The organism is Vagococcus sp. CY52-2 (genome assembly GCF_022655055.1).
GTDB lineage: Bacteria > Bacillota > Bacilli > Lactobacillales > Vagococcaceae > Vagococcus.
Genome location: NZ_CP093384.1, coordinates 1069760 through 1086526, shown reverse-complemented (window position 1 = coordinate 1086526; position 16767 = coordinate 1069760). Strand labels below are relative to the sequence as shown.

Here is a 16767-nt window from a genome sequence, read left to right as displayed (position 1 = left end):
TTTTCTATGTTATTAATTTCTTCTATTAGTTGTTGCTCTAGGTGTACTAAATGATTTCCATGCATTTTTATAATTATCATCGGTTCCACCAATACCAAATTTGAAAGTACTATCTTTAGGGCCATCAGTTGCATAGAAGCTTTCTACTTCTTTTGCTCCTTTTAAGTTGATTTGTTGATTATCTACTTTGACGGTGGCTACCTTTTCTCCTGTAAATTCGACGACCTTTTCTTTTTTTACAGAAGGGTCTAAGGTGAATTTTTCATTCACTTTAAATATATCAGAATTTCTTTGATACACATAATTTGTCATATAAGACCAATAAATCATATTTTGTTTGTTCCACGTTGAGCTCATTTGAGTGTTGTCATCGTAACCAATCCAGCTACTCATCGTCACTCCCGGAGTAGAAGCGGTAAACCAATAATCTTTTTCTAATTCTGATGTCCCGGTTTTTCCAACCCAGTCAGCTTTAGCAAGTGTTGGGTTAACAGATTGAAGGGACTCCTGGGCTGCTTGACCTGTTCCACTTTTTAGAACATCTCGCATCATGTCATTCATGATAGATGCTGTAGCAGGTTTAAAGACTTGGGTTGGATCAGATTTATGTTCATAAATGACCTCACCTTCTTCATTTGTGATTTTATCAATGGAGAAGCCTTTATTATAAACTCCTTTATTAGCTAAAGTAGCATAAGCTTCTGTTTCCTCTAAGACCGTCATACCATAATCAGTTGCGCCAAGAGGGATTGATTCACGGTAGTACTCATCGGGATTAAGTCCTATATTCATTTTATCAAAATATTGTTTAGGATCTATACTTTGAAGCATATCATTATATAAATTAACCACCGGAATATTCAGTGACCATTTTAGTGATTCTCTTACAGATTTAAAGGAGTTACTCCCTTTATCAGAATAGTTTTTTACTTCTTGTCCATTTTTGTATTTTAATGGATAATCAGATAATTTTGATTCTGAACCAATGATACCATTATCGATTGCTGGAGCGTAAGCTAAAATAGGTTTCATAGTAGAGCCAGGTGAACGTCTAGTTTGAAAAGCATGATTATTTTGATTTTGGCTATAATTTCTACCACCAATAAAACCGTAGATACGGCCAGTTTGATTATCCATTAAGACACTTCCTGTTTCCAGTAATTTTCCACTGCCATCATCTAATACATAGCCATAATTATTTACCGCTTCTTGCATGGCATCATATGTTGTTTTATCAATCGTTGAATGAATCGTATAACCAGAACGTGCAATATCTTTTTTGACTCTTTCGAAATATTGATCAAATAGTTGTTTTGAATTATTGATATCATCTTCTGTGTGTCCATCAGCTTCATAGTAACTTGGCATTAAAACACGCGTTGCTTCATCATATAGATAGGTATATAAAAAGCCATTCTCAGTATCCGATTTAGGAGAAGGTGCAATGAAATCTTGTTTCAAATCATAACTTTTTGCTGCTTCATATTCGTCCTTAGTGATTATTTTTTCACGATACATATTAAAGAGAACGTCATCTTTTCTATTAAGTCCAGCACTTAAGTCATCTTTCAATTGTGCATCGTTTGTGTATGGAGAGTATTCTATTGGGCTTTGTGGTAGACCAGCTAAAAAAGCAGCTTGTGGTAAAGTAACCTCACTAGCGTGAACGCCAAATATTCCTAAAGCGGCTTCTTCAATACCTGCAATATTTTCACCATGATTATTTCGTCCAAAAGGAGAAACATTCAGGTAAGCACTTAAAATATCATCTTTTGACATGATTTTTTCAGTTCGAAGAGCAAGCATTATTTCTGAAGCTTTTCTTTTATAAGATGTTTCATTTGTTAAAACTTGTTGTTTGACTAATTGTTGTGTAATGGTTGAACCACCAGACTTACTTCCAATGCCAATGATATCAGACAAAGTTGCTCTAGCAACCGCTTTTGGTACAATTCCTTTGTGTTCAAAAAAGTTTTCGTCCTCAGTAGTAACCAACGCTTCCTTTATAAAATTTGAAATTTTATTTGATGAAATATTTGTACGAATTAAGTCTGATTTTATTACTGAAACTAAAGAACCATCTGCATAAGTTATGTTAGACTGTTGATCTAAATCTGAAATTTTTTTGACAAGATCTTCTTTTTCAGGTACATCAACGGTTTTAACTAAAGAAGCAAAATAGCCAATGCCTGTTCCAATACCTAATGCAGCTAAAGATAAGCCTACAATAATTAATAGAATAAATAACGATCGAAATACACGATAAGTGACATTAATGACAAATAGCCAATCACGTTTTTTATCAGGATCAGGGGTTTGAGTTTCCACTTCTTCTGGAGTATCTAAGGGAGTATCAAACTTATTGTCCTCGTTCAATTTATCACCTCATTCTTTTTATGTGCTCAATTATATCATTTTACAATTAATCATTATACTTAGTCAAATTGTTTTGGTGTTCTGATATAAAAATCACATTTTAATCTTTCTTTTAGATTATGAATAGGTTAAGATTAAAGATGAATAAAATTAAGGAGGAACTAATATGACAACGAATTTTTTATCAGAATTAAAGGATCGTGGTCTCGTCTATCAAATGACTGACGAACAAGCATTAGAAGAATTATTGAATGAAGAGTCTGTTAAGTTGTATATTGGTTTTGATCCGACAGCAGATAGTTTACACATCGGTCATTTATTACCAGTATTAACCTTAAAACGATTTCAAGAACAAGGACACGTGCCAGTAGCACTTGTTGGTGGGGGAACTGGTATGATTGGTGACCCATCATTTAAAGATGCAGAACGTAGTTTAAATTCTACTGAAATTGTTGAATCATGGGCCAATAGTCTTAAAAATCAATTGTCTCGTTTTATTGATTTTGATGATAAAACAAATCCAGCCATTTTAGCGAATAATGCTGATTGGTTGACTAGTATGACACTGATTGACTTTTTAAGAGATGTAGGTAAAAACTTTACAATCAATTATATGATGAGTAAAGAAAGTGTGAAGCGTCGTATTGAAACAGGTATTTCTTATACTGAATTTGCTTATCAATTATTACAAGCTTATGACTTTCTAAAACTATATGAAACAGAAGGAGTAAAACTTCAATTAGGTGGAAGTGATCAGTGGGGAAATATCACTTCAGGTATTGAGTTATTACGACGTGAAAAAGAAGTACAAGGTTATGGCTTAACGATGCCACTAATTAAAAAAGCAGATGGTACAAAATTTGGTAAAACAGAAGGAAATGCTGTTTGGTTAGATGCTGATAAAACATCTCCGTATGAATTCTACCAATTTTGGTTAAACACTGATGACCGTGATGCGGTTCAATTCTTAAAATACTTTACGTTTTTATCACTAGATGAAATTGTTGAGATTGAAAAAGAATTTAATGACGCACCTCATGAAAGAGCTGCACAAAAAGCATTGGCTAAAGAAGTCACAACACTGGTTCATGGTGAAAAATCTTACGAACAAGCTGTGAGAATTTCTAAAGCATTGTTTAGTGGTGACATCAAAGAATTAACTGGCGAAGAAATTAAACAAGGGTTTAAAGATGTTCCTAGTTATGAAGTATCAGCTAATGATGATTTAAATCTTGTTGAGTTATTAGTGAACGCTGGTATTGAGTCATCTAAACGTCAAGCACGTGAGGATGTCAAAAATGGAGCTATCTACATTAACGGAGATAGAATCCAAGAGTTAGAATATGTCTTATCTGATAAAGATAAAATAGAAAATGAATTTATTGTTATTCGACGTGGAAAGAAAAAATATTTCTTATTGAAGTTTTAAAAAGTTGTTAATAGTTAGCTAAACCTAAGAAAAAATGATGATTATCATCATTTTTTCTTAGGTTTTTTAATTTCTTTAAATAAAGATAATTTCAAATAATATTATTCAATAAAGTTGATTAAATTAATTTTATTGTTCTAAAATAGAATAAATGATAAATTTAATAGTATTTATATTCTTTTTTTTTTTGAAAACTTCATTATAGAAAACTTTACAATTATAAACTTTACAGTATATAATGAATTCTTAATAGAATAATATTAATTTTTGATGAGAAAAGTTAGCGGTTTATCATCACATTATAAGAGAGGGGTTTTTAGCAATGATTACATTTAAAAATGTAGAAAAATACTATGGAGAGTTTCATGCATTAAAAGATATCAATCTAACAATTGAAACTGGTGAGGTGGTTGTTGTATTAGGTCCTTCTGGATCAGGTAAGAGTACTATGCTACGTTGTATCAATGCATTGGAAGACATATCAACTGGTGAATTAATAGTAGATGGAACTAATATTTTTGATCCAAAAACGAATTTAAATGACGTCAGAAAAAATCTAGGGATGGTATTCCAACAATTTAACTTATATGCCAATATGAGCGTGTTAGAAAACGTTACGTTAGCACCAATAAAAGTATTGGGTCTAGATAAGCAAGCAGCAAATGAACGTGCTGAGCGTTTATTAGAAAGAGTTGGCATGTTAGATAAAAAAGAGTCGTATCCCTCACAATTGTCAGGAGGTCAACAACAACGTGTGGCTATTGCAAGAAGCTTAGCTATGACACCTGATTATATGTTATTTGATGAACCAACGTCAGCACTTGACCCAGAGATGGTTGGAGAAGTATTGGACGTTATGAAGTCTCTAGCAAAAGAGTCTGGTATGACGATGGTTGTGGTAACTCATGAGATGGGATTTGCCAGAGAAGTAGCGGATAGAGTCATTTTTATGGCTGATGGAGAAGTACTAGAAGATCGCGAATCAGAAGCCTTTTTTGATGATCCACAAGATGAAAGAGCGAAACAATTTTTAAGTAAAATTATTAGTCACTAGGAGGGAGCAATATGAAAAAAGTTTATCGTGGTTTATTGATGTTAATGATGCTTTCTTTCGTTTTTTTACTTGGAGCTTGTGGGGCAAAAAGTATTTCTGAATCAAATGTGTTAGATACAATCAAAGAGAAAGATAAAATGATTTGGGGAGTCAAGTATGACACCAAGTTATTTGGTTTGATGAATATAGAAAAAAGAGAAGTAGAAGGATTTGATATTGATATCGCAAAAGAAATCACTAAACGTTTGTTAGGTGATGAAAAGAAAGCAGAATTTGTTGAGGTTACATCAAAAACAAGAATACCTCTTTTAAAAAATGGAAACATTGATGCGATTATTGCCACTATGACCATTAGTGACGAGCGTAAAAAACAAGTGGATTTCTCAGATGTTTATTTTGATGCGGGGCAGTCACTTTTAGTTAAAAAAGGTAGCGACATAAAAAGTATTGATGATTTAAAAGCAGGAAAAATAGTTTTAGCCGTAAAAGGATCTACTTCAGCTGTAAACGTGAGGAAAAAAGCCCCTGATGTGACAGTTTTAGAATTAGAAAACTATGCTGAAGCGTTTACGGCTCTTCAATCCGGACAAGGTGATGCGATGACAACAGATAATAGCATCCTTTTAGGTGTGGTATCTGAAAACCCTGATTATGAATTAGTTGGTGGTAATTTTACTGAGGAACCATATGGTATTGCGTTTAATAAAGGGCAAACAGACTTAGTAAATGAAGTCAATCGATTGTTATCAGACATGAAAAAAGATGGCACCTATGACAAGATATATAAAAAATGGATTAAAGACTAAAAGATAAAGGAGTTGAGACTATGTTAGAAATTTGGAATACTTATCATCAAGATATTTTATCTGGACTAAAAGTAACATTGACAGCCAGTTTGATTGCGTTAATTGGTAGTTTGATTATTGGAACAATAACAGCCATGATGCAAGTAGCCACAAAAAAATGGATTCGACGAATTGGCAATATCTACGTTAATTTTTTCCGTAATATTCCTTTATTAATTGTGGTAATGTTTTTCTTTGTTGTATTACCGTTGTATGGATTTAAATTTAATGGAATCACATCAGGTACCATTGGCTTAACATTATATACATCAGCTTTTATTGCGGATACGGTTCGATCAGGTATTGAAGCTGTATCAACGGGTCAAAAGGAAGCAGGAATGTCTTCAGGCTTAAATTATTTCCAAATTATGTACTATATCGTGTTACCTCAAGCATTTAAAGTGGCGTTGCCTTCATTAGGAAATCAATTTATCAATTTAGTTAAAAATTCGTCTATTTTGGCTATGGTTACAGGAGCAGATCTTATGTATACCGGCGACTTGATTGCCAGTGAAACGTTTAATACGTTAGGAACGTATACATTAATTGGCCTCATTTATCTACTGATGACGATGCCGTTGTCGTATTTGATGCGATATATTGAAACACGCGTTGCAACAAATTAAGAAAGGAGTGAAAGAAATGAATTTTGCTCAAGCTTTGACATTACCTAATTTACGTTTTATTTTTGATGGGTTATTAGTAACTCTCGAGGTAGCGGTTATTTCGATTATTTTTAGTTTTATCATTGGTGGGATTTTAGGTGTTATCCGATTTTTACGTATACCATACTTATCCAAAATAGTTGGACTGATCATTGATATCATCAGAAATTTACCATTACTTTTAATTATATTCTTTACTTATTTTGCGTTGCCTCAAATTGGTATACAGTTTAGTATTTTTTGGTCAGCAGTTGTGGCATTGACGATTTTTGAATCAGCAATGCTATCTGAAATTATTCGAGGTGGGATTGAAGCTGTACCTAAAGGACAAATGGAAGCGGGTCGTTCAACTGGTCTTAATATTGCTCAAACAATGTATTATATTGTATTACCACAGGGGATTAAATTGATGGTTCCTCCGCTTGTTAGCCAGTTTGTTTCGTTAATTCGTGATACATCGTTAGCAGTTGTGATTTCTTTACCAGAGTTGACACACAATTCTAAAATTATTTATGCCCAATACCCTAGTACAGTATTGGTGATGTTCATCATCATGACAGTGTGTTATTTTGCCATTTGCTACTCACTATCGCTTTTTGCGAAACGATTTGAATTAAATTATCAAAAATAATCGAACGAATTTGTTCGGTTATTTTTTTAGGCAATAATCTTGTAGTCAATTCGATAAAACGCTACAATCTATAAAGTAAGTTAATAGAAATGAGGAATTATTTTATGTTATTAGGGTCTCATGTTAGTATGAGTGGAAAAGATATGCTGTTAGGGTCAGCAAAACAATCAGCAGAATATGGTGCATCAACTTTTATGATTTATACAGGTGCACCACAAAATACACGAAGAAAACCGATTGAAGAGTTAAATATTGAAGCAGGTCGAGAATTTATGCGTCAACATGATTTAGACATTAATAAAATAGTGGTACACGCTCCTTATATCATCAATCTTGGTAACACAACGAAACCACAAAACTTTGGGTTTGCCATTGACTTTTTACGTCAAGAAATTGAACGTGTGTCAGCTATTGGTGCAACACAAATAACAATGCATCCTGGTGCCCATGTTGGAGCGGGAGTTGATGCGGGGGTTAACCAAATTATTAAAGGATTAAATGAAGTGTTAACAAGTGATCAAACACCACAGATTGCGCTAGAAACGATGGCAGGAAAAGGAACAGAAATCGGTCGTTCATTTGAGGAAATCGCACGAATTATTGACGGGGTCACACATAACGATAAATTATCTGTGACGTTAGATACATGCCACATTAACGATGCTGGGTACAATGTTCGTGAAGATTTTGATGGTGTGTTAGAAGAGTTTGATAAAATCATTGGTTTGGACAGATTAAAAGTCATTCATGTCAATGATTCTAAAAACGATCAAGGCTCACATAAAGACCGTCATGCGAATATTGGCTTTGGGACAATTGGGTTTGATGCATTAAATTATGTGGTTCATCACGACCAATTAAAAGAGTTACCGAAAATTTTAGAAACACCTTTTGTAGGTGAAGATAAAAAAACAGCCAAAGCACCATACTATCATGAGATTAAAATGTTGAAAAAAGGAGAATTTAATCCTAATTTGTTAATAGATATTGAAAATAATGCCTAAATTTGTTAAAAGAGTCTTTTCATTGACGTTATTTTCTAGTACAATTGATTATTGTGGAGTAGATTAATTGGAGGAAGGAGCGTCGAAAAGATGAATACTGGATTAGCTATTTTATTCATTATTATTGCCCTAATTTTAGGAGCAGTCGGTGGATTCTTTTTAGCAAAGAAAACATTTGAAGATCAATTACAGAAAAATCCTCCCGTTAATGAGGATATGTTGCGTATGATGATGTCACAGATGGGTCAAAAACCGTCAGAGAAGAAAATACGTCAAATGATGCAAAACATGACAGCTCAAAACAACAAGAAGAAAAAATAGTTGTTTTGTTTTGGAATGAATAAAAAACATAAAAAACGGGTGCTTTTTCGCACCTGTTTTTTTATGGTCAAAAGGAGTGAACAACTTGAGCGTTTTTAAAAAATTAGCTTGGTTTTTCAAAGAAGAAAAGAAAAACTACATTATCGGTGTAGGGGCATTAATTTTAGTTGCTATTATTCAGTTATTACCGCCGAGAGTGATTGGGATTGTCGTGGACTCTATTGCTGATAAAACATTAACCGTTCAAAAATTAATGTTTTGGGTTGGATTATTAGTATTAGCAGCTATCGTGGTGTATTTATTGCGTTATGTGTGGCGAACACACATCTGGGGTGGTGCAGCTAGATTAGAAAAACGTATGAGAAAAAGGTTGTTCCATCATTTTACTCAGATGGACCAAACGTTTTATCAACGGTATCGTACAGGAGATTTAATGGCACATGCCACAAATGACTTAAACGCCATCCAAAACGTGGCTGGTGGAGGGATTTTAACCTTTGCTGATGCGTTTATTACAGGAGCTATAACGGTGATTGCGATGATTATTTTCATTGATTGGCGTTTAACATTACTAGCGTTACTACCGTTTCCACTGCTTGCTGTGTTATCTAGTAAACTTGGAGACAAGTTACACGCAGCGTTTAAAGAGTCACAAGATGCGTTTTCAAGATTAAATGATAAAACGCAAGAAACAATTACCGGGATAAAAGTGATTAAAACTTTTGGACAAGAAAAAGAAGAAATAGAAGATTTTAAAGAAAAAGTGGATTACTCTGTTAGAAAAAATAATCGCGTCAACTTTTTAGATGCATTATTTGATCCACTGATTACAATTATTATTGGGTTAAGTTACATTATTTCAATTTCGCTAGGTGGCTACTTAGTTAAAACTGGAAGTATTTCAATTGGACAATTAATCTCATTTTTTAACTATATTGGGATGTTGGTTTGGCCAATGTTCGCAATCGGGCGTTTCTTTAACATTTTGCAACGAGGGAATGCAAGTTATGACCGTGTTAATGAATTATTAAGTGAAAAGTCAGCGATTATAGAAATGAAAACAGGTGTATCTCAGCCAGCAAAAGGAGATATCCATTATCACGTAGACAAATTTAATTACCCAGGTGATGAGGTAACAGCATTAGAACATATAGATTTTACCTTACATGAGGGAGATACTCTTGGAATAGTTGGTAAAACTGGAGCAGGGAAAACAACATTACTAAAACTGTTAATGCGTGAATACGATGATTATGATGGTGAGATATTATTTGGTGGTAACAAATTACAACATTATACATTGGATGCACTACTTCATTCGATTGGTTATGTGCCGCAAGATCATTTTCTGTTTTCGATGACAGTAAGAGATAATATTCGATTTGGTCGCCCAAAAGCATCACAAGAATTAGTCGAAACGATTGCTAAACAAGCAGCAGTACATGATGATATTATGGGATTTAGTCATGGCTATGACACAATGGTTGGAGAACGTGGTGTCTCTCTTTCAGGTGGTCAAAAACAACGTATCTCGATTGCACGAGCCCTATTAACAGAACCAGAATTATTAATTCTAGATGATGCGTTATCTGCTGTTGATGCTAAAACAGAGGAATTAATATTATCTAGTTTGAAAGAAACAAGACAAAATAAAACAACGATTATCACGACTCATAGATTAAGTAGTGTAAAACATGCAAAAGAAATCATTGTGATCGATGAAGGAAAAATCATCGAACGAGGCACCCATAACGAGTTGATTGCGTTAAATGGTTGGTATAAGAAAATGTATGACCATCAACAACTTGAACAAAAAATTGAAGAGGGGCTAAACTAATGGAAGAACAACAATCAGCATGGTCGAAGTCGTTTACGATGAAAGAGCAAAAAGAAATCGTTAAGCGTTTGATAACTTTTGCTAAACCGTTTAGAAAATACTTTGTCGGCTCATTAGTATTTGCCGTGTTACTTGCGGTCGTTAATATTATTTTGCCGAAAATTTTGCAAGTGTTTATGGATAATCATCTAACAGATACTAGCGTGACGACACAGACGATTTTATATTTTGCTGCCCTTTATGGTTTAGGAACGTTATTTAAAGCTATTGTATGGTTTGGGCAATGGATTTTATATTACAAAGGGTCATTGCAAACATACCAATCTATCCGTGTTAAATTATTCTCCAAACTACAAATGATGGGCATGAGATACTTTGACCAGACACCTGCGGGATCAATTGTTTCTCGTGTGACGAATGACACTGAAACGTTATTTGATTTTTGGTTAGTTTTCTTGATGGTTTTATCTGCGTTATTTGGTATCGTGGCGTCATTTATTGCCATGGCAACGATTAATGTGCAATTAATGTTTGCTTGTTTGATCTTTTTCCCGATATTACTGGTGATTATCTGGTATTATCAAAAATTTAGTTCAAAGATTTACCGCAACATGCGTGAGCGATTAAGTCAATTAAATACAAAATTAAATGAATCCATCTCAGGTATGCAAATTGTGCAATACTTTAGACAAGAAGAACGTCTTGAAGAAGAATTTGAAGAAAATAATAATGACTACTTAAAAACAAAATATGCCATGATTCGAACTAATTCATTACTTCTTGCACCAATTATCAACTTACTTTTTGCTTTAGCAACCGCGATGATTTTAGGGTTCTTTGGGTTTAAATCATTGAATTCATTAGTTGAAGTTGGGATGATTTATGCGTTTATTTCATACGTACAACAGTTTTTTAATCCAATGACACAGATGATGGATTTTTTAAGTACATTTCAAGATGGTCTTGTCGCTGGAAGTCGAATTATGCGTATTTTAGATCATGAAGAATTAGTGCCACAACAAAATGAAGGAGCTAATGCAACCATCACAAACGCTAAAATCGAGTTCAGAGATGTTAGTTTTTCTTATGATGGAACACATAATGTATTAAATAACATTAGCTTTGTCGCCAATCCAGGTGAAACAGTGGCGTTAGTTGGTCATACTGGAAGTGGTAAAAGTTCCATTATCAATGTGTTGATGCGATTTTATGAGTTTTATGATGGTGATATTTTAATTGATGATGTGAATATCAAAGATTATCCAATGGAAGAATTACGTGAGAAAATGGGATTAGTCTTACAAGATGCGTTTATGTTTTATGGTGACATTTCAAGCAATATTAGATTGTTAAATAACGCTATTACAGATGAGCAGATTGTTAATGCGGCAAAATTTGTTCAAGCGGATAAATTTATTGAAACATTACCTAAAAAGTATCATGCACCTGTTTTGGAAGGTGGATCAAGTTTTTCAAGTGGCCAACGTCAGTTGATTTCATTTGCCAGAACAATCGTCACTGATCCGAAAATTCTAGTATTAGATGAGGCAACTGCTAATATTGATACCGAAACCGAAACGCTGATTCAAGAAGGATTAGAGAAAATGCGTAAAGGTCGTACGACGATTGCCATTGCACATAGATTATCTACTATTAAAGATGCCAATCTTATTTTAGTTCTTGAGAAAGGTCATATTGTTGAAAAAGGAACTCATGATGAGTTAATTGATGAAGAAGGGTTATACTACGATATGTATCGTTTGCAAAACAATCAAATATAATATAATAAAGAAGAATCAAAAAAACAGACTCAGAAAATAATTTTTTTCCCGAGTCTGTTTTTTTGATTTGTTAACATGACAGGCTAGTCAACAAGATACACAGAAGAATCGAAATATTGTTCGATGAATTCAATTTGGTCATATATTTCTTCTGCTGTATAGGTTTCACCTGAAGATGAGATAACCCATTTGGTTTCAACATCGTCATGTCGTTTGACAATGGCGATGAGGACACCATCAAATGACTCAATAGGTGTTTGAACAGTTCGTGATAAAATATAGGCACCTTGTTCTTTCCCGTTTCCTGTTATGATGTTTTTGACATAGCCATAGTTGATTGGATAAACAGTTCCAAATTCATTTTGATACCCAAGAGGTCTGTCTATCGTGACGTTTATTAAACGAGTCATAAATAACCTCCTTTTTCTTAAATTGTAATCCATATTTTAGGATTAAGCAATTCAAAAAGAAAAATAGAAAGAAATTATTCTAAGAATTTGCTATAATAGAAAAGGATTTGATCAGAAAGGGTGTTCGTACCAAATGACGCAAAAACATAATTTATTGGCAGGTCTAAATGACAAACAACAAGCTGCCGTTCAAACGACACAAGGGCCTTTACTTATTATGGCTGGTGCAGGTAGTGGGAAAACAAGAGTCTTAACTCACCGTGTCGCTTATTTAATCGATGAAAAAGGGGTTAATCCTTGGAATATTTTAGCTATTACCTTTACCAATAAAGCAGCCAAAGAGATGAAGGAACGTGTGGTGTCGATTCTTGGAACAGTTGGTGAAGATGTGTGGGTCTCAACTTTCCACTCAATGTGCGTCAAAATGTTACGACGTGACGCTGATTTAATTGGCTACAATCGTCAATTTACCATACTTGATGCTAGTGACCAACAGACATTGATTAAACGGATTTTAAAAGAGGAAAATATTGATCCTAAAAAACATGATCCACGCAGTATTTTATCGCAAATTAGTCAGGCAAAAAATGAGTTATTAACGCCTGAATTATATGAAGAGCGCTACAATGGTTATTTTGAGCAGATTGTGGCAATATGCTATAAGAGATACCAAAAAGAACTTCGCAACAATCAATCAATGGATTTTGATGATTTGATTATGTTAACAATTCGTTTATTTAAGGAAAGTCCTGAAACCTTGTCTTATTATCAAAATAAATTCCAATACATTCACGTTGATGAGTACCAAGACACAAACCATGCTCAATACACATTGGTTAACTTACTGGCGAAACGTTTTAATAATTTATGTGTTGTGGGGGATGCGGATCAAAGTATTTATGGTTGGCGTGGAGCTGATATGCAAAATATTTTAGATTTTGAATCAGATTATCCTGATGCTAAAACAATTTTGCTGGAACAAAACTATCGTTCAACCAAACATATTTTACAAGCGGCAAATAGTGTGATTAACCACAACCAAAACCGTAAGAAAAAAGAATTATGGACAGATAATCAATCAGGCGAAAAAATTGTGTATTATCGTGCTAACTCTGAACGAGAAGAAGTGCAATACATTGTGACTACCATTCAACAATTGAAACAACAAGAACAACGCTCATATGGTGATTTTTGTGTGTTATATCGGACGAATGCCATGTCCCGTGTGATTGAGGATACGTTTTTAAAAGCAAATATCCCTTATAAAATGGTTGGCGGGCATAAATTCTACGACCGTAAAGAAATCAAAGACATTTTAGGTTACTTAAAAGTGATTTCAAATGAAATGGATTCATTAAGTTTTGAGCGTGTGGTGAATAGTCCAAAACGAGGCATTGGACCAGGAACCATTGAAAAAATCAGAGAGTTTGCTGATATGCATGGTTGGTCGTTACTTCAAGCAACAGTTGATATTGATTTAACCCCGATTACTGGCAAAGCGAAAAAAGAGCTTGGTAATTTTGGGAAAATGATTATGCAATTAAGAAAGATGATTCCGTTTTTAACAATTACGGAATTAGTCGAACAAGTGTTAGATAAAAGTGGTTATCAAGAAGATTTGGTGAAACAAAATTCGCTTGAATCTCATTCACGTTTAGAAAACTTGGAAGAGTTCTTAACTGTAACCAAAGAATTTGACAAGCGTTATGAAGCGGGAAATTATGAAGACGAAAGTGAAAATGATGAAGATAAACTCGCGTTATTCTTAAATGATTTGGCACTTGTTTCTGATATTGATTCATTAGAAGACGACCAAGGTCAAGTTACCTTTATGACACTTCATGCGGCGAAAGGACTTGAGTTTCCTTATGTCTTTTTAGTTGGGATGGAAGAAAGTATTTTTCCACTATCTCGTGCGGTTTTAGAAAGTGATGAACTAGAGGAAGAACGTCGTTTAGCTTATGTGGGGATTACCCGGGCTGAAAAACAATTATTCTTAACGAACGCATCAAGTCGTATGTTGTATGGACGTACGCAATACAACCGTCCGTCACGTTTTTTAGAAGAAATTGACGATGACGTATTAGAAAAAGTTGGAGCAGTGCATAAAGTAGCTAGCCAAAAACCGATTGGTGAAAAATACCGTCGTGCAACGTATCAACAGCCAACGACAACAGCCGTTACGGCGAAAAAACAAACAGGTGGCGAAAAAGCACCATGGCAACCAGGTGATAAAGTAGAACACAAAGCGTGGGGTGTTGGAACGGTTGTTAAAGTGAGTGGAGACGCCAAAGATATGGAGTTAGATGTGGCATTTCCTTCTCAAGGGATTAAACGTTTATTGGCCGCTTTTGCACCTATTACAAAAGTAGATTAAAAAGAGGTGACCATTTTGGGTATTGATGAAGCAACAAAACGTGTGGGCGAGTTACGTCACACGTTAAATGAATGGGCACGCGCTTATTATGTGAAAGATGCGCCACTCGTTAGTGACCATGAATATGATAAGTTATACAAAGAATTAGTGAGTTTAGAAGGACAGTTTCCAAAACTTGTAACAAGTGATTCTATCACGCAACGAGTGGGCGGAAAATTACTAGACGGGTTTCAAAAAGTAGAGCACACGACACCAATGATGAGTTTAAGTAATGCCTTTAACGAGCAAGACTTACGTGATTTTGATAAACGCGTGAGAAAAGGCACGAGCAAACCCATTAGTTACATGGTAGAATTAAAGATTGACGGCCTGGCGATTAATTTAACTTATGACAATGGACAATTTGTTCAAGGTGCAACTCGTGGAGATGGTGTCGTAGGGGAGGATATTACGCAAAATTTGCGTACCGTTCACTCTATTCCACTATCACTGCAAACACCTGTGACACTGGACGTTCGTGGTGAGTGTTTTATGCCAAAAGAGTCGTTCGTTAGACTAAATGAGGAACGTGACAAAAACGGCGAAAGTGTGTTCGCGAATCCGCGTAATGCAGCAGCGGGGAGTTTACGTCAACTTGATTCATCTATCACAGCCAAACGTCAGTTAAGTACGTTTTTATATACAATTGCTAATCCTGAAGAATTAGGATTAACAACCCAAACAGACGCATTAGATTATCTAGATAGTTTAGGATTTAAAACGAATCATCAACGTGAACTTTGTGCCACGATTGATGACGTGTGGCAATACATTGTCGAATTTAGCGACAAACGTCACACGCTCGATTATGAAATTGATGGTATTGTGATTAAAGTCAATGATTTTGATGCACAAAATGAATTAGGTTATACAGTAAAAGCCCCTAAGTGGGCGATTGCGTATAAGTTTCCGGCTGAAGAAGTTCAAACAGTCTTACGAGACATCGAGTGGACAGTTGGACGAACGGGCGTTGTAACGCCAACTGCGGTGATGGATCCGGTGCAACTAGCTGGAACAACCGTCTCACGAGCTAGCTTACATAATTGTGATTTGATTGCTGAAAAAGACATTCGATTATTAGATACAGTCGTGATTCATAAAGCTGGAGATATAATTCCTGAGGTCACTCAAGTTGTGTTGGATAAGCGATCTGAAGACAGTCAGCCGTATGAGTTTCCAACACATTGTCCGACCTGTCATTCTGAATTGGAGCGTATTGAATCAGAAGTGGCATTAAGATGTTTAAATCCAGCTTGTCCAGCTCAAATTAAAGAAGGACTAAATCATTTTGTGTCACGTAATGCCATGAACATTGATGGATTAGGCCCTCGTGTGTTAGAACAAATGTATGAAAAAGAACTTGTCAAACAAGCAGCAGACTTGTACTATTTAACGCAAGAGCAATTATTAACACTGGATAAAATTAAAGAAAAATCAGCAAACAATATTTTAGAAGCCATTGCAAACAGTAAAGGCAATTCATTAGAGCGATTGTTGTTTGGTTTAGGAATTCAACATGTTGGATCAAAAGCTGCTAAAATTATTTCAAGTGAATTTGGTACGATTGATAAAATTATCGAAGCAGATAAAGAAGAGATTTTTGCGATTGACATGATTGGACCAGTGATGGCTGATAGTATTATCAAATATTTCTCGATTCCAGAAACATTGGAACAAATTGACAAACTAAAACAAGCTGGGGTGAATATGACGTATCTTGGTGTGACAAAAGAAGACATCACATCAATCGAGTCCCCATTTAAAGATAAAACGATTGTTTTAACTGGAAGTTTGACACAATTTAAACGAGCTGAAGCCAAACAAAAGATTGAGTCGTTAGGTGGAAAAGTGACGGGTAGTGTGTCGAAAAAAACGGATATTGTTGTTGCTGGAGAGGAAGCTGGTAGCAAGTTAACCAAAGCACAAGAATTAGGAATTGACGTTTGGAGTGAACAACAAATGGTTAATGCCATAAACGCGTCACATAAAATAGAGTAA

At 34.8% G+C, this 16767-nt stretch carries 13 protein-coding genes; 11 read left to right on the top strand and 2 right to left on the bottom strand.

The window, feature by feature from the left end:
• Positions 1 to 12: 12 nt before the first annotated feature.
• Entirely contained in the window at positions 13 to 2328 is a 2316-nt protein-coding gene (locus tag MN187_RS05415; protein WP_242094598.1) for a transglycosylase domain-containing protein, read from the bottom strand.
• A gap of 214 nt (positions 2329 to 2542) precedes the next feature.
• Between MN187_RS05415 and tyrS the strand changes: the two genes are divergently transcribed.
• The 9 genes from tyrS (at position 2543) to MN187_RS05370 (ending at position 11943) form a co-directional block, all read left to right on the top strand.
• Entirely contained in the window at positions 2543 to 3805 is a 1263-nt protein-coding gene (gene tyrS / locus MN187_RS05410; protein ID WP_117972806.1) for a tyrosine--tRNA ligase, read from the top strand.
• Between the two features lie 322 nt (positions 3806 to 4127).
• Positions 4128 to 4859, top strand: coding sequence for an amino acid ABC transporter ATP-binding protein (locus MN187_RS05405; protein WP_117972805.1), 732 nt, complete (start codon positions 4128 to 4130; stop codon positions 4857 to 4859).
• Between the two features lie 11 nt (positions 4860 to 4870).
• Positions 4871 to 5665, top strand: a complete 795-nt coding sequence (locus MN187_RS05400) for a transporter substrate-binding domain-containing protein (protein ID WP_117972804.1) — start codon at positions 4871 to 4873, stop codon at positions 5663 to 5665.
• 20 nt (positions 5666 to 5685) lie between these two features.
• Positions 5686 to 6330, top strand: a complete 645-nt coding sequence (locus MN187_RS05395) for an amino acid ABC transporter permease (protein ID WP_071456928.1) — start codon at positions 5686 to 5688, stop codon at positions 6328 to 6330.
• 16 nt (positions 6331 to 6346) lie between these two features.
• Positions 6347 to 7000: an amino acid ABC transporter permease gene (locus MN187_RS05390; RefSeq protein WP_079344656.1), complete on the top strand. Its 654-nt coding sequence runs from the start codon at positions 6347 to 6349 to the stop codon at positions 6998 to 7000.
• A gap of 104 nt (positions 7001 to 7104) precedes the next feature.
• Positions 7105 to 8004, top strand: coding sequence for a deoxyribonuclease IV (locus MN187_RS05385; protein WP_117972803.1), 900 nt, complete (start codon positions 7105 to 7107; stop codon positions 8002 to 8004).
• 90 nt (positions 8005 to 8094) lie between these two features.
• Positions 8095 to 8325 carry a YneF family protein gene (locus MN187_RS05380; RefSeq protein WP_071456925.1) on the top strand — a complete coding sequence of 77 codons (231 nt, stop codon included), beginning with the start codon at positions 8095 to 8097 and terminating at the stop codon, positions 8323 to 8325.
• Between the two features lie 85 nt (positions 8326 to 8410).
• A complete protein-coding gene (locus MN187_RS05375) occupies positions 8411 to 10162 on the top strand; it encodes an ABC transporter ATP-binding protein (RefSeq protein WP_242093519.1) in 1752 nt (583 codons plus the stop codon).
• Positions 10162 to 11943: an ABC transporter ATP-binding protein gene (locus MN187_RS05370; RefSeq protein ID WP_242093517.1), complete on the top strand. Its 1782-nt coding sequence runs from the start codon at positions 10162 to 10164 to the stop codon at positions 11941 to 11943. Before MN187_RS05375 ends, MN187_RS05370 begins: the two co-directional genes overlap by 1 nt.
• Positions 11944 to 12026: 83 nt before the next feature.
• Here MN187_RS05370 and MN187_RS05365 read toward each other — a convergent pair whose 3' ends face one another.
• On the bottom strand, positions 12027 to 12353 hold the full coding sequence (locus MN187_RS05365) for an inorganic pyrophosphatase (protein ID WP_199500893.1): 327 nt from the start codon (positions 12351 to 12353) through the stop codon (positions 12027 to 12029).
• 133 nt (positions 12354 to 12486) lie between these two features.
• Between MN187_RS05365 and pcrA the strand changes: the two genes are divergently transcribed.
• Both pcrA and ligA read left to right on the top strand, forming a co-directional pair.
• Positions 12487 to 14730 carry a DNA helicase PcrA gene (gene pcrA, locus MN187_RS05360; protein ID WP_242093516.1) on the top strand — a complete coding sequence of 748 codons (2244 nt, stop codon included), beginning with the start codon at positions 12487 to 12489 and terminating at the stop codon, positions 14728 to 14730.
• 6 nt (positions 14731 to 14736) lie between these two features.
• The gene (gene ligA, locus MN187_RS05355; protein WP_371821027.1) at positions 14737 to 16767 is read left to right on the top strand and encodes an NAD-dependent DNA ligase LigA; all 2031 of its coding nucleotides are present in this window, start codon (positions 14737 to 14739) and stop codon (positions 16765 to 16767) included.